Annotated in this window: 14 protein-coding genes, 1 pseudogene and 1 riboswitch; of the genes and pseudogenes, 5 read left to right on the top strand and 10 right to left on the bottom strand. The window is 60.2% G+C overall.

Annotated elements, in window-relative coordinates; genetic code table 11:
• The first annotated feature begins 24 nt into the window (after nucleotides 1–24).
• Nucleotides 25–885, top strand: a complete 861-nt coding sequence (locus tag AWB69_RS23790) for an MIP/aquaporin family protein (protein ID WP_062089280.1) — start codon at nucleotides 25–27, stop codon at nucleotides 883–885.
• A 288-nt stretch (nucleotides 886–1,173) separates the two neighbouring features.
• Here AWB69_RS23790 and AWB69_RS23785 read toward each other — a convergent pair whose 3' ends face one another.
• A complete protein-coding gene (locus AWB69_RS23785; RefSeq protein ID WP_062089279.1) occupies nucleotides 1,174–1,476 on the bottom strand; it encodes a DUF4148 domain-containing protein in 303 nt (100 codons plus the stop codon).
• A gap of 277 nt (nucleotides 1,477–1,753) precedes the next feature.
• Between AWB69_RS23785 and AWB69_RS23780 the strand changes: the two genes are divergently transcribed.
• The 3 genes from AWB69_RS23780 to AWB69_RS23770 are packed head-to-tail and all read left to right on the top strand — an operon-like array spanning nucleotide 1,754 to nucleotide 7,628.
• On the top strand, nucleotides 1,754–4,945 hold the full coding sequence (locus AWB69_RS23780; RefSeq protein ID WP_062089278.1) for an efflux RND transporter permease subunit: 3,192 nt from the start codon (nucleotides 1,754–1,756) through the stop codon (nucleotides 4,943–4,945).
• Between the two features lie 41 nt (nucleotides 4,946–4,986).
• Nucleotides 4,987–6,174 carry an efflux RND transporter periplasmic adaptor subunit gene (locus AWB69_RS23775; protein WP_062089325.1) on the top strand — a complete coding sequence of 396 codons (1,188 nt, stop codon included), beginning with the start codon at nucleotides 4,987–4,989 and terminating at the stop codon, nucleotides 6,172–6,174.
• A gap of 11 nt (nucleotides 6,175–6,185) precedes the next feature.
• Nucleotides 6,186–7,628 carry an efflux transporter outer membrane subunit gene (locus AWB69_RS23770; RefSeq protein WP_062089277.1) on the top strand — a complete coding sequence of 481 codons (1,443 nt, stop codon included), beginning with the start codon at nucleotides 6,186–6,188 and terminating at the stop codon, nucleotides 7,626–7,628.
• Between the two features lie 374 nt (nucleotides 7,629–8,002).
• Here AWB69_RS23770 and AWB69_RS23765 read toward each other — a convergent pair whose 3' ends face one another.
• The 6 genes and pseudogenes from AWB69_RS23765 to AWB69_RS23735 form a co-directional block, all read right to left on the bottom strand.
• Nucleotides 8,003–8,710 (bottom strand): MgtC/SapB family protein, encoded by a 708-nt coding sequence (locus AWB69_RS23765; RefSeq protein WP_062089276.1) that lies wholly within the window; start codon nucleotides 8,708–8,710, stop codon nucleotides 8,003–8,005.
• Nucleotides 8,711–9,373: 663 nt separating this feature from the next.
• Nucleotides 9,374–9,853: pseudogene (locus tag AWB69_RS49540) on the bottom strand (aminotransferase class I/II-fold pyridoxal phosphate-dependent enzyme); the annotation flags it as partial.
• A 188-nt stretch (nucleotides 9,854–10,041) separates the two neighbouring features.
• Complete coding sequence (locus AWB69_RS23750) at nucleotides 10,042–11,046, bottom strand: choline sulfate utilization transcriptional regulator (protein WP_063977887.1); 1,005 nt, start codon at nucleotides 11,044–11,046, stop codon at nucleotides 10,042–10,044.
• 211 nt (nucleotides 11,047–11,257) lie between these two features.
• Nucleotides 11,258–11,719, bottom strand: a complete 462-nt coding sequence (locus tag AWB69_RS23745; RefSeq protein ID WP_062089273.1) for an MEKHLA domain-containing protein — start codon at nucleotides 11,717–11,719, stop codon at nucleotides 11,258–11,260.
• 133 nt (nucleotides 11,720–11,852) lie between these two features.
• Entirely contained in the window at nucleotides 11,853–12,269 is a 417-nt protein-coding gene (locus AWB69_RS23740; RefSeq protein WP_062089324.1) for a DUF302 domain-containing protein, read from the bottom strand.
• A gap of 115 nt (nucleotides 12,270–12,384) precedes the next feature.
• Complete coding sequence (locus AWB69_RS23735) at nucleotides 12,385–13,200, bottom strand: TlpA disulfide reductase family protein (RefSeq protein WP_062089272.1); 816 nt, start codon at nucleotides 13,198–13,200, stop codon at nucleotides 12,385–12,387.
• A gap of 434 nt (nucleotides 13,201–13,634) precedes the next feature.
• Between AWB69_RS23735 and AWB69_RS23725 the strand changes: the two genes are divergently transcribed.
• A complete protein-coding gene (locus tag AWB69_RS23725; protein ID WP_407923055.1) occupies nucleotides 13,635–14,585 on the top strand; it encodes a glycerophosphodiester phosphodiesterase family protein in 951 nt (316 codons plus the stop codon).
• A 19-nt stretch (nucleotides 14,586–14,604) separates the two neighbouring features.
• Here AWB69_RS23725 and AWB69_RS23720 read toward each other — a convergent pair whose 3' ends face one another.
• The 3 genes from AWB69_RS23720 to AWB69_RS23710 are packed head-to-tail and all read right to left on the bottom strand — an operon-like array spanning nucleotide 14,605 to nucleotide 17,521.
• Nucleotides 14,605–15,420, bottom strand: a complete 816-nt coding sequence (locus tag AWB69_RS23720) for an amidohydrolase family protein (protein ID WP_062089322.1) — start codon at nucleotides 15,418–15,420, stop codon at nucleotides 14,605–14,607.
• Between the two features lie 17 nt (nucleotides 15,421–15,437).
• Entirely contained in the window at nucleotides 15,438–16,460 is a 1,023-nt protein-coding gene (locus AWB69_RS23715) for an NAD(P)-dependent oxidoreductase (protein WP_062089270.1), read from the bottom strand.
• Nucleotides 16,457–17,521, bottom strand: coding sequence for a LacI family DNA-binding transcriptional regulator (locus AWB69_RS23710; protein ID WP_062089269.1), 1,065 nt, complete (start codon nucleotides 17,519–17,521; stop codon nucleotides 16,457–16,459). Before AWB69_RS23710 ends, AWB69_RS23715 begins: the two co-directional genes overlap by 4 nt.
• Before the next feature lie 341 nt (nucleotides 17,522–17,862).
• Nucleotides 17,863–17,970, top strand: a riboswitch (guanidine-I (ykkC/yxkD leader).
• Nucleotides 17,971–17,988: the final 18 nt, after the last annotated feature.

Here is a 17,988-nt window from a genome sequence, read left to right as displayed (position 1 = left end):
CAGCTCCTCTTTTAAGGATTCCTAATGTCATCAACTATTGCAAAACCTACCAGCAGGCAATTTGTCGGCGAACTCATCTCAGAGGCTCTCGCCGTTCTTATCATCATCGCGTTTGGAGATTCGGTGGCGTGCATGTACGTGCTGTACGATCCCAGCCCGTATGTGAATGCTTACTGGGGTGTCTGCATGTCGTGGGGCCTGGCCGTGACGCTGGCCATCTATGTCACAGGCTCCATTTCGGGCACCCATGCCAACCCCGCAGTGACACTGGCCCTTGCGCTATTCCGCGGTTTCTCGTGGAAGAAAGTGTTGCCCTACTGGGCAGCGCAACTCATTGGCGGCATATTGGGCGCCGTCATTGTTTATGCGCTGTTCGGGCCGGTGATCGACCATTACAACGCGATTCATCACCTGTCGCGGGCGGACGGCGGCGCAGCGGGCGTGTTCTTTACGCATCCGGGCCTGGCCATCAGCCCCATGCATGCATTCTCCGATGAAGTCATCCTGACCGCGTTCCTTCTGTTCGGGATTTTCGCGATTACCGAGCAATTCAACGAAATGGCGCCCCAGGCAAATGCGGGTGCGCTCATGATCGGGTTCCTGGTGGCAATCCTCGGGTCGTCAATGGGCTATCTGGAAGCCTGGGCAATGAATCCGGCTCGTGATCTTGGCCCGCGTCTGTTTGCGTATTTTTCAGGCTGGGGTTCATCCGCGCTGCCTTCGCCGGACAACTACTGGTGGATTCCGGTGGCGGCCCCGTTGATAGGCGGCGTGATTGGCGGCGGTGCTTACCAACTGCTGATTCACCCCTTCCTGCCGGCGCGCGTGCGTGCATTGCAAGCGGAAGCCAATGGCGAAATTTGCGAGCAAGGCCAGCGCACCTGATGCGTTGTTGATAGGCTGAGTTGGAGCCAGGTTTGTGCAGCGGCTAAGCGCCGGACGTTGGTTGGTCCGGTGCTTAGCCGCTCAGTACCGTCATCTACGCCGTTGTTTCTGTCAGCGGCCACCACTTCTTTCATTCGCAGCAATGCCCGCTAAGCGGCACCAAGCGATCCGGCTAAAGATCCGGGAAAATCACACGTCAGGCAGACCACGGCTAACCAGGCCGCCCGCGAAAATACTGCGGCATCGCATGAACCGCGCTCGCCAGTGCGCCCTGCACCACCGTCCGAATTACTGACCAGCCGGGGCCACCGTGGTTCCGCTTGTCGACGGCTGCGACATTGACGTTCCGTTCTCCGTCACTCCGCCGAAACCGGTGGCGGTGTCTCCGGCATGCACGCGTGCTTCAGCAGCCTGAATGTCACTCGGATAATAAGCGTCCTGCGAGCTTGGACGCCATCCCGCGTTCTCGAGCTGGACGAGGTCCGCCCGCACCTGGGCACGCGTGACAGGCTCGTTCGTGGATTGTTGGGCGAACGACATGGCGGGTGCAGCCAGGACAAGCGCAAGTGTTGTGCAGATCAGTGCTTTCATGATGAGTCGCCTCTTTGAAAAGTGGCTTCACCCTCAATGAATGAAGCCGATGCTTCACCGTCCGGTAAGCAACGGTAAGCGACTTCATTTTGCGCGGCAGGTCCTGACTCAAAGCTGACGCCCAGATGACAAGATCGTCATGTTGTGAATCCCGGCTTTCGGAGATAACAGCTTTGTAATCTTGCGGTCAGAACCGGGTAAAGGCCGGTTCGTCACACTGGCCGCACGTTACGAAGTCTCCGCCTTTCACACGCTGCTTAATCTTCCGGGAATACCCATGTGGATTGTCAGACTGGCCCTACGCAGGCCCTATACCTTCATTGTGCTCGCGATCCTGCTGTTTGTGATCGGACCGCTCGCCATCATGCGTACGCCTACGGATATTTTTCCGAATATCAATATCCCGGTGGTCAGCATTGTCTGGTCGTTTAACGGGTTCTCCGCGGAAGACATGGCGAACCGGATCACGTCGAACTATGAACGTGCACTGACTTCGGATGTTGACGACATCGAACATATTGAATCGCAGTCGCTGAACGGCGTCTCGGTCATCAAGATCTTCTTTCATCCCGGCGCGGACATCAACCGCGCCATCGCCGAAGCCGGCTCGAATTCCGAGTCAATTCTGCGCGTGCTGCCGCCGGGCACGTTGCCGCCGAACATCATTACGTACAACGCGTCGACCGTCCCTATCCTGCAGCTGGGGTTGTCGAGCAATACGCTGCCTGAGCAAACGCTCTACGACCTGGGCAACAGCTTTATTCGCACACAGCTTGCGACGGTGCAGGGCGCCGCCGTCCCGCTGCCATTCGGCGGCAAGATCCGCCAGATCATGATCGACATCGATCCGCGTGCGCTGCAGGCCAAAGGCTTGTCGCCAAGCGACGTGGTCAATGCCGTCAATGCGCAGAACCTGATCCTGCCGGGCGGCACGGCCAAGATCGGGGCACGCGAATACAACGTGCAGATGAACGGCAGCACGGACAGCGTCGCGGCGCTCAACAACCTGCCGATCAAGACCGTCAAAGGTGGCGTGGTGTACGTACGGGACGTTGCGCAGGTGCGTGACGGGTATGCGCCGCAGACCAATATCGTGCGCAGCGACGGCAAGCGCGCCGCGCTGCTTACGGTGGAAAAGACCGGCAGCACGTCGACGCTGACAATCATCTCGCAGATCAAGTCCATGCTGCCGAAGATCGCGGCAGGATTGCCGAAGGCGCTGCACATCACGCCGCTTTCCGATCAGTCGGTATTCGTGAAGTCGGCGGTGACCGGCGTCGTGCGGGAAGCGCTGATCGCGGCATGCCTGACTGCGCTGATGATCCTGCTGTTCCTCGGCAGCTGGCGTGCGACCCTGATCATTGCCGTCACCATCCCGCTCTCGGTGCTGACCTCGCTGATCGCGTTGTCCGCGCTCGGGCAAACCATCAACATCATGACCCTCGGAGGGCTGGCGCTGGCGGTCGGGATCCTGGTCGACGACGCGACGGTTGCTATCGAGAACATCACGCACCATCTGGAACAGGGTGAGCCGCTGCACGACGCCATTCTCAACGGATCGGGCGAGATCGCGGTCCCGACCTTCGTTTCAACGCTCTCCATCTGCATTGTGTTCGTGCCGATGTTCCTGCTCTCGGGAGTAGCCCGCTATTTATTTGTGCCCCTGGCCGAGGCGGTTGTGTTTGCGATGTGCGCGTCCTACTTCTTCTCGCGCACGCTGATTCCGACCCTCGCCATGTACCTGATGAAAATGCCTTCGAAAGACGGCAGTCCCGCGCGCGGACCGTTCGCTTTCCTGATACGGTTCCAGGCCGGCTTCGAACGTCGTTTCGAAAAATTGCGCCACGGCTACAAGGCGACGCTCGGCCGCGCCATTGAAAACCGCCGCCGGTTCCTGCTGGTGTTCATGCTGCTCTGCCTAGGGTCACTAGCGCTCGTGCCCTTCACAGGCCGCGACTTTTTCCCGGCTGTCGATACCGGTGAAATCCGCCTGCACATGCGCGCCCCCACCGGGACCCGGATCGAGCAGACCGCGCGTCTCGTAGACGAAGTCGAAGCGAAAATCCGCACCGTCATTCCGAAGTCGGACGAGGCCGCGTTGCTCGACAATATCGGCGTGCCGGTAAGCGGCATCAACCTGACCTATGACTCGTCGGCGCCAGTCGGATCGGCTGACGCGGACATCATGATCACGTTGAAGAAAGGACACGCACCCACGGCGGACTACGTGGCGAAATTGCGCAACGTATTGACCGCGTCGTTCCCCGGCACCACGTTCGCGTTCCTCCCGGCGGATATCGTCAGCCAGATCCTGAATTTCGGTCTCCCCGCGCCGATCGACATCCAGATCGTCGGCAACAAGCTCGCCCAGAACCGCGTGGTGGCGAACAACTTGCTGGCAAAGCTGAGGACCGTGCGTGGTCTGGTCGATGCCCGCATTCAGCAGCCCGGCGACGAGCCCGCGATCAACGTCAACGTGGACCGGACCAAGGCGATGCAAGCCGGCCTCACGCAACGCGATGTCGCGCAGAACCTGCTGATCGCGCTGTCGGGCAGTTCGCAAACCACGCCGAACTTCTGGCTCGATCCGAAGAACGGCGTGAGTTATCCGTTGATGACTGAAGTACCGCAATACGACATTCATTCGCTGCAGACACTGGCGAACGTGCCGCTGACGAAGGACGCAGCCTCACCGTCGCCACAAGGCCTGCTGGGTTCATTGGGCACGATGTCACGCGGCACGCAGCAAGCCGTGGTCTCGCACTACAACGTACAGCCCGTGCTCGATATCTTCGCTTCAGCACAAGGGCGCGACCTGGGCGGCGTAGCGTCGGACGTGACCCGGCTCGTCGACCAGGCACAGGCACAGTTGCCCGCCGGCTCGTCGATCGTCATCCGCGGCCAGGTTCAGTCGATGAACGAATCGTTCAGCGGCCTGGGACTGGGACTCGTATTCGCCATTGCGCTGGTCTACCTGCTGATGGTCGTGAACTTCCAGTCGTGGATCGACCCGCTGATCATCATCAGCGGCTTGCCCGCGTCGCTGGCGGGTATCGCGTGGATGCTCTTCGCCACGCACACCACGCTCAGCGTCCCCGCGCTCACCGGCACGATCCTGTGCATCGGCATTGCAACGGCCAACAGCATTCTTGTCATCAACACGGCGCGCGAGATGCTGCAAGGCGGCGCGGCGCCGCTGACCGCTGCCCTTGAAGCCGGTTTCAACCGCTTCCGGCCCGTGCTGATGACTGCGCTCGCCATGCTGATCGGCATGTTGCCCATGGCGCTCGGCCTGGGCGACGGCGGCGAACAGAATGCGCCGCTTGGGCGTGCCGTGATCGGCGGCCTGGCGATAGGCACGGTCTCCACCCTTCTTTTCGTCCCGGTCGTATTCGGCATGGTCCACGCGTGGATCGAAAAGCGCCGCTTGAGTAAAGCGGTGCACCAAGCCGCTCCGTCCGTTCAGTGACTGCCTTTAAACGAGCCCAGACCATGAACCATCACAACGACATGCACGAACAACCGGCGTTGGCCGACGAGACGACCACCAAGCCTTCCACACGACGACGCTTCATGATGCCGCTGGCATTCGGCGCTATCGCTGCAGCGTTGCTTGTGATTGGCATTGTTCCGAGACTGCAGGCCAGCACCGCGCTGACCTCGCAAGCCGCCGCGCAGCATGCGCTCAGTGTCTCGGTCATCAAGCCGCGCAGCGCCCCTGCGGTCCAGGAACTCCTGCTGCCCGGCTCGGTGATGCCCTACGCCGATGCCTCGATCTACGCCCGCACAAGCGGTTACCTCGAACACTGGTACGCCGACATTGGCGCCCGGGTGAAGGCAGGGCAAACGCTGGCCATCATCCAGACACCTGAACTCGATGCGCAGCTTAGCCAGGCTCGCGCCGACGCTGCAACGGCGCAAGCCAACTTCGACTACGCCCGAGTCAGCGCACAACGCTGGCAGGACATGCTGAAGACGCAGTCGGTCTCGCAACAGGACACCGACACGAAGGTCAGCGACATGGAGGCGAAACGCGCCATGCTGCAGTCCGCGCAGGCCAATGTGCAACGCCTGTCCGAGCTTGTGTCGTACGAGAAGGTGAGCGCGCCCTTCGACGGCGTGGTGACCGCTCGCAACGTGGACGTGGGTGCGCTGGTCACGGCGGGCGGCTCGCCGGGGCTGGCCTCCATGCCCGGTGAACTCTTTCATGTGGAGCAGACAGACACGTTGCGAGTGTTCGTCGATGTGCCGCAAAACGATGCGCCCTACGTCACGCCGGGCACCGAGGTCTATCTGAGCGTGCAGCAATATCCCGGCAGGAGTTTCGCCGCGAAAGTCGCGCGCAGCGCCGGCGCGATCGATCCGGTCAGCCGCACGATGCACGTGGAAGTCGATGTCGACAACCACGACGGCGCGCTGCTGCCCGGCGCCTACGCGCAGGTACATCTGGAACTGCAGAATGCCAGCCCGGCACTCGACCTGCCGGTGAGCGCGCTCCTGTTCAGACCCAATGGCGTGACCGTCGCGGTGGTCGACAGTGCAGGTAAAACCGCGCTCAAGACCGTGACCGTTGGACGTGATTTCGGCACCCACATGGAAATCACGACCGGGCTCACGGCCACCGACCGCGTCATCGACAATCCGGGCGACGCCATCAGCCCTGGCGAGCCGGTGCAGATCGCTTCGTCCGCTTCCTGAGGATCGCGTCCATGTTTACGTCACCCTCCGCCCTCGCCCGCAAGACCCTGGTCGCCTGCCTGGCCGTCGCGCTCGGCGCTTGCTCCACCATGCCGGCTTACCAGAAGCCGGCCGTCTCCGTTCCGGCGCACTATGCCGGCGCCGCGGGTTGGGCGCTCGCCGCGCCTGCCGATACCCAGCCACGTGGCCCATGGTGGACCGTCTTCGGCGACCCGGCGTTGAACGAGCTCGAAAGCCGGATTGATGTATCGAACCAGACGGTGAAGAAAGCGGTCGCGCAATTGCAGCAGGCACGCGCGCTCGTCGACTATCAGCGCGCCGGCTTCTTCCCGACCGTGACCGCGGGCACGTCCGTGAGCCGGTTCCGTACCTCGCAGAACGTGGAGGGCCATTCGCTTGCGGGCAAGACCGTCCCCGATTATTCGGCCGGCTTGAGCGCTTCGTGGGAGCCCGACCTGTTTGGCCGCGTGAAAGACGCAACCGTCAACGCGCAGGCGAATGCTGCTGCGAGCGAGGCCGATCTTGAAGCGGTGCGCCTCTCGATGACGAGCGACCTGGCCGTCGATTACTTCAACCTGCGTTCGCTCGATACGCAGAAGAAACTCCTCGACGACACCGTCAATGCCTATGCCGATGCATTGCGCATCCTGGAGCAGCAACTGAAGAATGGCGCAATCGACGCCTCGGCGGTCGCGCTGGCCTCGACCCAACTGGAAAGTACGCGGACACAGGACACGGACATCGATGTCCAGCGTGCGCAGCTTCAGCACGCGATCGCTACGTTGATCGGCGAGCCGGCATCGACGTTCTCCATTGCGGCCAAACCGCAATCCTTCGTTGTGCCATCTATTCCTCCCAGCTTGCCCTCACAGCTTCTCGAACGCCGGCCTGATATTGCCGCTGCCGAACGACGCGTATTTGCAGCCAATGCGCAAATTGGCGAGGCGCATGCCGCATTCTTTCCCGATCTCGCCCTGTCAGCAAGTGCCGGACTCGAAAGCACGTTTTTTGCTCCGTGGCTGACCGCCCCCAGCCTCTTCTGGTCCATCGGTCCGCAACTGGTGGGCACCTTGTTCGACGGCGGCCGGCGCGATGCCACGCTGAAGAGCGCCCACTCGCAATACGACGGAGCGGTCGCCGATTACAGGCAGACCGTGCTCGTCGCGTTTCAACAGGTCGAGGACAATCTGTCGGCGCTGCAGTCGCTTCAGAGCGAGGCCGCCAGCCAGCAACGCGCAACGTCCGCTGCCGGGCTTGCGTTGACACTGACGACCAACCGGTTTCGGGCGGGTGCGGTGAGCTATCTCGATGTAGTGACCGCCCAGACCATTGCGTTGACCAACGAGCGCACCGCCGACCAGATCGATGCACGCAGGCTCGACGCAAGCGTGTTGTTATTGAAGGCGCTTGGCGGTGGATGGCAGGGGCTCACATCCGCGCAAACGTCAGGATGAACGCCTGCGCCGCGGGAGTTTACCGCCTGGATTTATCGCCCGTGGAATGGGCGTGATCATCGTGCTATTGCGATTGGCGCCGGGAATACTTCAGGGTGTCGAATATTCCCCAGAGGGCAATCGCAAGTCCAGCTCCGAACCCGCAAGCCAACAACACATAAGTACTCATTTGCGACCTTTGAATGGGTGAAGCGATGCCTGAAGATGCGCCCACCCGCTCATCACACACATGGCAGGATCGAACCTGCATACCGTGTCAGCGCAAGTACGCAGAAGCGTCGCTGTCCCGGATACTACCGATGCATCCTTTCAAAACCCATGCCATACCCCACGCGTGCCGGCACGCGCTCATGCCGATAGGCTGTGACGCACTGTCAGTCGGGCACAGGCACGGTATCGAGCGCAGCCCAGCTAACGCTTGATACGCCCTTGTCCATGCTGAGCCTGCTCGCAACGGCCTCAACCTTTGATTGATATTTCGGATGCGTTTCGAGCGTTGCGATCACTTCCACGCGCCCCGAGTCGCCGTCGAGGTCCGTGCTGCTCAGCCCCTGAAACGACAGCGGCGCCGACACCATGGAGTTGGTGATCATCGCCCGAATATTCACCTCGTCCTCAGCGCGGCAGACTACTTTCAGCACGTATTTGCGCACGAGGTCGGCGGAAGACACCGGCGTGGTATTGATCGTGCGCCCTATCTCGCGCAGCACGGTGTTGGTGAAGAGGATCACCAGGGTTCCCGCAATGGCGGGCCCATAGTGCGACGCCCCGCAGAGAACGCCAACGGCCGCTGAGCACCACAGGGTGGCTGCCGTATTGATACCCTGGATTGCGCCCTGCTCGCGCATGATGACGCCGCCACCCAGGAAGCCCACGCCGGACACCACATACGACGCAATCTGCGTCACGGTCGTGGTTCCGTTCCCGGTCATGGCGCCAAGGATCACAAACAAGCAAGCGCCGCTGGTCACCAGCGTAATGGTGCGCAGGCCAGCCGTTCGCTGCCGCAACTGTCTCTCCAGACCGATAGCAATGCCGCACGACAAAGCCGCGATCATGGGAAGAATGTACTCGTAGATCATAAAGCGATTCTTTGAATTGTAGTGTTCGCGTGCATTGCCTGGGCGAAGACCGCTCAAGCACTCTCAATGGCCGCACCGGCGCAATGCCGGCGCGGCCCACCGTATTGTCTGCGTGTGACAGTCCGATGACCGCAGGCAAACTACCCTGTGAGACGGGTGCTGCCTCCGGCATGGCTCATGCGTGAATCATGCCGCGACGGTTCCTCAACAGGGGCAAGTGCAAAGCAAAAGCAGCCGCAAGTATGGGCTCGCGGCAAGGCTCCGTTCGGACGCCAAGCAAACGCTGCGGCCGATTGGCGCTAAGGGGTGCACGGGAAAAGTACTGCGACGCGCACCGTCTGCCTGATGGCAAGACGGCGGCTGGGAATTCAAGCGCGGAGTCCTGCCGGTGAGGCAGCTAAACAATCCAGAGGTCGACGACTACAAGTGTCCAAGGCATTAGCCCGATCTATGACAATGAACGAATTTTAGGCAGCGGCTAATTCACAAGTCAACAGCATTCTCCAGACAGCGCAGAAATAGCGGGCGACTGTCGTATGCCTCGTTGCGCTTGCTCGCCGGTAAAACACATCACGCGCGACGTATAAGCTCGTGACTTGAATTGTGAAAGCCCGGAGAAAGACTTCTGCTAAGCGGGGCTTAAAGAAGCAGCCGCCATTTTGATCAAGCGCCAATGTCGCTAACCAGTCTTCCAAGCCGCTGCAATGCACCGTCCACGGTTTGATCGAATGGCTGCGGACAGCTCAAACGAATGAACGAAGCGAAGCGCTGAGAATTGGAGAAGATGGTCCCGGGCGCAATGCGAATGCCCTGTGTCAGCGCCTCTTCGAACAGCCGGCCCGAATCCGTATCGGCCGGCAGCTCCACCCAAAGCACTACGCCACCCACCCTAGCCTCAAACCAGGCGCCAGCACCTTATTCAACGACGCGCAATGAATCACACCGCCATCGCGGTCCCATGCTTTCAGAGGTTCGTTCCGGTCAGCGTCATCAAGCAGTTCCCTATACGGCTCGTCCTCGATCACCGCAACCTTATGCCGCGCAAAGCCGGACGAGGCTGGCCTTCCGTTCATTGGGCATCACGCTGCCCAGTGGATTCTGCAGATGCGACACAACCACCACGGCCTTGATGTTCCCGTAGGCAGCGTGCCTGGGTGGCAATATGCCTTTATTGCGGCTATCGGGAGGGGGTCCGCATGGCTTGGATCTTCTGAGCGCGCCAGCGCTCAAAGATCGGACGAGCAGAGATGAACGTTATGCTTATGCTTGAAGCAAACCCGGCGGTTGTTGGCTGAATCCGCGGGAAGCGCGCAGATGCCAAGGTCAGGTCCTCAGGCTGGATCAAGCGTGGCGACGGGGTTTCTATACCGTTTGCTTGCAATCTCCACCCAGCGGGCCTGATGTTGCCCGTCTTTCCCGCACTCGGCGAGCAACCATCGGACCAATTGATCCCTTGCCTCACCGAACCGGTCCGTCGGAGGCACGAGCAGGTAATAACCACCGCTCGTTGTCATGGTCCGATTGCTTGCTATTGCCAGACTGCCATTCTTGATAAGCGGGTCGATTAACGGAATCCATCCGAGGGCAACACCTTGTCCCGCTACCGTCGCCTCGATCACATTGGAGTAACTATTGAATGTGAAGTGCCGGCTATCGGGCGCGGGGGTGAAGTCGTGCTCGTTGAACCAGTCCGCCCACGTAAGCCACCTCGCGGGAACAGCACTCTCCAGATGCAGGAAACGCTGTGCGGCAAGATCCCGGCGGCTGAGTTGATCCTCCGTGTTCTTAAGCAAGGAAGGAGCGCAGACCGGCACGACCGTCTCCGCAAACAATCTCTGAACCGTGCAGCCCGACCACCGGCCGGAGCCGAACGTGATAGCGAGGTCTGCGTGATCGCGCATGGCGTCGAAGTCCTGTTGCGACGACGTAATGCGAACGTCGAACTCCGGCATCAGGCTGCGCAGTTCGGCAAGCCGGGGCAACAGCCAGTACGACGCAAAGCCGAAATCGGTTGCAAGGGTCAAGGTGCGGCGCCGGCGACGTGACCGTATGTCAGACACCCGGGAGCGGATGCTGTCCAGGCTCTCGAACACGGCTTCGAACAGGTTGGCTCCCTCCTCCGTCAGTTCAACGCCTCGGTGCAAGCGCTTGAAAAGCGGCATGCCAAGGTCTGCTTCAAGCGCACTGATCCGATGGCTCACCGCCGGTTGCGATGTGCCGAGTTCACGCGCCGCCGAAGTGAAATTCAGATGACGGGCGGCTGCATCGAAATACGCCAGGGTCTGTAACGGTGGGAGACGTCCACCGCCGTCGGTAAGAATGGGTGCGCTAGCCATGAAAGTTCGCCCGATAATCGTTAGCGCATCTTAACGGCTGCCAGTCATTCTCCGTCTTAACAAAAGCAGATATGCATATTCGTATCCGCGATGTGTTAGCGGTCAAGGTGCGGACTAAGCGGTGATCATGATGCTACGGCTACAACGGTCGCTACGGATGACGGGACGGTCCATAGCTACCTCTGTGAGATTGGACCCGACGCGCTATCGCTTAAACATCCTGCCACTGCCGATAAGTCGCGGCCTGCCCGCAATAGGTTCCTTCGCGATTGATCAGGTTCCAGACCGTCACGTTCTCGATCCAGAAGCGTCTTCCCGACTTGGCGATACGAAGGCCGCGGTATCCGCTTGCATAGCCTTTGGTGCGCACCGACTCGAGCAAACCATCGCGTTCCTCACGATTCGGATGTTCCGCGGACAACCGGGAACGCAGTGCCGTCATTTCGTCCCACGTGTATTCGAAACATTGCTGGGCTGCCCGGTTTGCGTAGACAAACCGGGGGTCGGCATCCGTGTTGTGCGCGACTACGCAAAATGGCGCGTCTTCGTATAACCATCGTGCGGCATCGGCACGCAAGACTTCCGGATCGAGCAACGGCACACCAACCACCCGAAGGTGGCTATCCGTCAGCAGATCGCAAAAGTTGGGGTCGAGGGCTAATGACATTGTCATGGGTCGAGTCTTAGGAGGTGAGCGTGAGGTTTGGATTCAGCCGACAATGTTACCGTGCCGGACAAAATCCCGTCTCTGCACGGTAAGACGAAAGCCATTTTTCGAATGCGCATTCGTGTCACGCTGCATGCCGCTAAGCCAGGGCTCCGCTTAGCAACGTCGGCATCAGCTTCAGTGGAGCAATCTGATTCGCGTCTACCTTGTAGTCCAACGCAAGCGTTGCTGTCACGTCCTGGTAATCCACCCATACCGCGCTTCCGCTGTCTTCCCACACAACCGCCTTCAGCGGCAACTCAAGCGCTGCGTGCGGGTTGGCTTCCATCACCGGCGTACCCGCTTTCGGATTGCCAAACAGAAGGAGCCGCGTGGGCCTCAAGCTCGTACCGGCCTTCGTAGCGGCTGCGCTCTGGTCAATATCGGCGAAGAGCGTTACGCCATGCGCAGCCAGCGCTGCCTTAAGCCGGGAAACGGTCGCCTCGAAGTCGTATTTGCTTTGCAGCGTAACGACCGATGAAGGGAATGCTGCGGCTGTATCAGTTTGTGCGGTCATGGTGGGTGTCACGCAGTCAGCGGCAGAAAAAAAGACGTTCGTCATGCTATCCGTTCATACGATTCCCAATGGTCCGTCGCGCTGGAACCGGGTGAAAAGCACGCGTCCATGGAAATCACTGGCCGGTGTTTAACGCGATGTCCGGATAGAACTGCTCAATCGCCTGAGCAAACGAAGCTCGTGAAAACTGCCCCAGGTGGGCCGATAGCAAGCGGCCTTGTGCATCATAAAAGAGCGTGGTGGGATAAGCCGTAGCCGACACCGCTCTTGCCACGGCAAGACCAGGATCCAGCAATGCGTTCTTGATGTGAAGATCATGTGAATTCAGATAGCTGCTTACTACATCGCGTGTCTCACCCTGGTTCACGAACACAATATGAAGATCAGGCGTACCCGCCTGAGCCTCCGCCAGCACCGGCATTTCCGCCTGGCACGGAGGACACCACGTCGCCCAGAGGTTCACCACGGTTGGCCGTCCGTCGCCTTTAGCAAGGGACTGGCGAACGCCATCGATATTCAACAGCGAAACAACCGGTACATTCGCCGGCTGCCTCGACAAACTAACCACCACTGTGGCCGAACTCCAGACCACTGCACCTGCTACCACGGCAGCCAGCAAAGGTATGCGCATTGAACGGCGGCGCAGGAAAAACCAGCCGGCCACGCATCCTCCTGCTACAAGGCCGGGGACCAGGTCGAACCCCTGATCCCGGAAATCAAGCATCTTCACCCAATCGTCTTTGTAAGCGGGCAGGTAGCGCAGGACGAATGACAGACGAGCCACGACCAGCCCCGTGAGCACACTGCCGAAAACCGCGCCATCCACATTCGCCCTGTTCCTGCGAAAGAGCCAACCGGCAAACAACGAGACCATTATGCTGATAAAGAAAATCAGCGGTGGCACGGGGAGCGAAAAAGGACCGACGTTCATTTGATGCTGTCCGGCGTTTTAAAGGGTGGATGGAGCGGATCGAAACGGTGGCGCGCAAACCATTATCCAGCAATGTCCCGTGCCGATCACGTTCTGAATGCCGCCCGAGCACGACTATTGCAGCAGTCGCCGGCTATAGCCCGAGTGTAAATGGAATTGTTGCGTGCCCCTTTACGACACCGTCTCATTGCCCTGCTCGTTCGTCTCAAATGGTCCATCGTTCTCCCGATAGCGTTTTTGACTGTTCATTTGAATGCCCTGAATCGTCATTCGAATGTCACCTGTGCTGACTATAGTTGCGCCCAATTCTCTTGAACACCTTTCAATAATCGATGAATCCTTCCACAGTTTTTTGCGCCAGCTCAATATAATAAATAATTCCGAAGATAGACTCATTTTTATTCATTTCGGATAACATATTAATGAAGCAAAAAATCAATGCCACGGTTACGCCGACGGGAAAAACACCGGTCCCACGGTCTGCATGCTTGCGCGTCGCTGCGCTGGCACTGGCGATCGTCACCGCGCTCCCGCTGACGCCCGCGCTTGCCGCGCCGTTTATCATCGCGCATCGGGGTGGCACCGGGGATACGCCGGAGAACACGCTACAAGCGTTCAGCACCGCGCTCGAGAATGGCGCCGACGCGCTCTGGATGACTGTCCAGGTAACGAAGGATGGAGTCCCCGTTCTCTATCGCCCGGCTGACCTGGGTTCGCTGACTGACGGACAGGGCCGCCTGGACGAGATCACGCTCAGCGACCTTCGCAAGCTCAACGCGGGTTATTCGTTCAGCCGCAAGGACGCCTCGGGTCAACTCAGCTACCCGTATCGCGCCAACCCGCTGCGCATTCCTACATTGCGTGAAGCACTGGACGCGGTGCCGCGGAATGTACCGATCATGCTCGACATGAAGCAAACGCCCGCGGCGCCGTTGGTCGAAGCGGTCGCTCAGGTTCTGGACAGCGCGAACGCGTGGTCGCGCGTGCGCTTGTACTCCACTGACGCCGAAGCAATCGAGTTGATGAAAACGCACCGCCAGGCACAGGTGTTCGAGACGCGCGATGCGACTCGCAATCGCCTGGTCGATCTATCGCTCGGCGGGACCTGCGACAACCCGCCTCCCGCCGGAAGCTGGGTGGGGATCGAGCTGCATCGTCAGGTTGAAGTGATCGAGCGCTTCACGTTGGGGACCGGGGTATCCAAGGTGGATGCGAAGTGGTGGACCCCCGCTGCCGTCAAATGCTTCAAGACCAACGGGGACGTGAAGATCGTCGCATTCGGCGTCGACTCGGCCGATGCGTACGCAGCCGCCTCCGCTCTCGGTATAGACGCGGTAATGACGGACTCACCGCGCGCCATGCGCATCGAAAAGAAATCGCAGTAACGGTCGCAGTTGCACCGGCTCACGCATCGAAACCGTACAACCGCCCCGGATTGTCGACGAGGATCTTCCGCCGCACAGCACTGTCCGGAGCCCAGTACGATAGCAGCGCGAGCATCTCTGCATCATTGGGCACGGGCTTGCGGCCCGGATGCGGCCAGTTGCTGGCCCACAGGCAACGCTGCGGGTATGAGCCGGTCAGTACGCTGGCGAGCTTGCTGACATCGTCGTAATGGGGCGGTCCGAGCTTCGAGGTCTCGTACGGAGCCGATACTTTCACCCAGGTCCGACCTGCATCGAGCAGGCCAAGCAGGCTCCGGAAACCGGGGTGGCCGGTGGCGACCGGTTCCAGGAACTTGCCAATATGATCGATAGTAAGCAAGCACGGCAGCTCGCGCAAACGCGCCTCATACTGCGTTAAATCGCGGCCATCGAGTTGAAGGTTTATCACCCAGCCAAATTCCGCAATGCGGCTGGCAACGGCTTCAAGGTCGCCCCATGCAAGCACGCCGCCACTGCCGGGAATCATCATGAAACGCACGCCTCTTACCCCTGCTTCATGCATGGCCTGCAACTCGCTGACGGGCGTGTCGGGCCCGATCACCACAATCCCGCGAGCTGCCCCGCCGGCCTGTTTCAATGCATCCAGCAGACAGTGGTTGTCATAACCGTAACCCGTCGGCTGCACGAGGATCGCGCGTGTAAGGCCGAGTTGCCGTTGGACTGCCGTGTAGTCGCTCCACGACGCCTGCGGCGGTCCGTAAGTCGAGGTACTGGCGAGAGGAAAACGTTCGAGTTCATAGATGTGAACGTGGCAATCGCACGCACCCTCAAGCATGTTCAGGGACGTGTCGCTCACGGACGCTCTCCTTGCAAAACGCCGGAAAAAGCCGGCAAACGCGTCAGTCGCGCAGCGCATTCCGCGTTGACCGCATGCTCAGGTATGACACCGTTGAGCAGCGCCCGAACCTGCCGCACCGTGTCCATCGCCTGATGCTCGATGGCGGGCGGTGTAAGCCCTCCCACGTGCGGACTCGCGACAAGTTTCGGATGGGCTGCCAGCGCCGGGCTCGGCATCTGGTCGGCGGCTCGCCCCACATCAACCGCCGCGCCGGCGATCACACCGGCATCGAGCGCATGAAGCAGTGCTTGATCGTCAACCAGTTCGCCTCGCGACGCATTGATGAAGAATGCCTGCGAGCGCATGCGAGCAAACGCTGCGCTATTGAACAAGTCGGCTGTCTCCGGCGTGGCCGGTGCAAGACAGACAACGTAGTCGCCCCGCTTCAGTACATCGTCGAATGAAGCCTGTTCAACTCCCGGCTGCGTGATCTCGATCAGCGGATCGTTCACCACCACCTGCATGCCCAGCGCGATGCCAAGCTCTGCAAGCCGCTGGCCGATAAACCCATAGCCGACAACGCCCAGCACCGAGCCGCGCAATTCGCGTCCCATTGCAATGACAGGCGCGCGTTGCTGCCAGTACGCCGCGGCAGCCGCGCTAATGCCGCGGCTCAGGTCGATCATCACGCCCACGATCCACTCCGCGACCGACGTGTCGAAACCCGGCGTCGCGCGTGTCACGAGGACGCCGTGACGGCTTGCGGCACCGACGTCGATATTGCGGATATCCACCGCCACGCGGCAGAACGCGACCAGCTCGGGCAACTGCTCGAAGAGCGCGGCGGGAGCTGCTGAATCGCGACTTGCCACGACAATATCCTGCCCCTGTGCTTCACGAACAAATTCGTCCAGTGACAACGGCCGGTCAAACGGATTGAGCTTCACGTCACCGAGCGCCCGCAGTTCTTGAAGCGCCCGGTCTCCGTAGTAGTTCTTGAGCGCATCGGGCGAGTGGGTCAAATAAATCTTCGTCATGTCGATGAGGTCGCCTTTTTGGCGCGAGGCGGTTTTCCAACCGACTGACGCGCGATTAACGTAGGTTGAAAAAGAAAATCGGCAGCCGGCAAATCAGGCTGCGTCGAGCGGGCGATGGCACGTTCAACCATGGTGCCGGCCATCTCCGTCAATGGCATCGCGATCGATGTCAAACCCGGATTGGTGAACGCGGCGACCGACAAGCCGTCCATGCCGACGACGGATATATCGTTGGGTACACGCAGAGTCAGTTGCTGCAGCCCGGACATCAAGCCGATCGCGAGCATGTCGTTGACGGTCACAATGCCCGTGGGCATCGGACGCATCGCGGCAACCTGGCTTGCCATCGCAAAGCCCAGGTCGGGCAGTTCTGAATCGCCGAACGCCTCCGACACACGGCCTTCGACCACGCTTGCGCTATAGCGCGGCCCTTCGCGTAACACGCGTTCGCGGAAGCCGTCGATCTTCTCGCCGCGGCTAAGCGTCTTGCCGCCGGGTACGAGGAACGCAAGCCGCCGGTGGCCATGCGCGATGAGGTGGTCGGCCGCAAGATAACCGGCCTGGTAATTGTCGGCCGATACGTGGTCGACCAGCGAATGGCTGCCGTCGTTCGCGCTGCGGTCGTAGCTGACCACAGCCAGGCCACGAGCGACGGCTTCTTCGAGATGACGCTCGTCATTGAGTGACGACACAATGATCACCGCGCGCACCCCGAACGAAAGCAGGTCTTCGAACATGCGCGCTTCCTGTTGTTTGTCCCGGTGCGTGTTGCCGAGCAGCAGCCGGTAGTTGAATCGCGACTGCGCCGCGGCCTCCACGTTCAGCGCGAGTTGACCGTACATCGGGTTCGCGGTGGAAGGCACGAGCAGCCCGAGCATGGGCGTATGCCCGGTCTTCAACTGGCGTGCCGCGCGATTGGGACGAAATGCGAGCTTGCGGATCGCCTCCTCCACGCGCGAATAAGTGGCGGCGCTCAGCTTCTCGGTGCGTCCGTTAAGCACGTTCGACACCGAACTGGTCGATACCCCCGCGAGCGCCGCGACGTCATGAATCGTAGCCATGGTATGCCCGTATCAAGCCACGTTGATTGTAGTGTAACGTTTTACTAAATCGTTGCACCGATCATAAGGACATTCACAGCGGGCTTCAATAGCCTGGGGTTAACACGGTTGATTGGGGAATACCCCGGCTTGAGGGAGGTGGCTAGCGAGCTGCATGGACGGTGCAACGCATGCACGAGCACTGTGCGCCGAGTGCTTTAACGCGGTGCGCCAAGGCCCAAACTTGAGCACTTGTTTCGAACCGGCTCTTTAAGAAACAAGAGCTCAGGCTGATGGCACATTTATCGCTTAAGAACAAATGCAAGGAGCCGGCGCAGCATCCGGTCAAAGCACACAATCTGGAAATGGATGACTAGGGTTCCGGCCTGCTTGGCTTAGTCGAGCGGGTGCTGGTCCGAGAGTTGTCGACCTCAGGCGAGGTTACACGGCGGGATAAAAGCCCGGGAGAGAACGCGATATTCGCGCTG

The organism is Caballeronia udeis (genome assembly GCF_001544555.2).
Lineage (GTDB): Bacteria > Pseudomonadota > Gammaproteobacteria > Burkholderiales > Burkholderiaceae > Caballeronia > Caballeronia udeis.
This window is presented reverse-complemented; position numbering and strand designations above follow the sequence as displayed.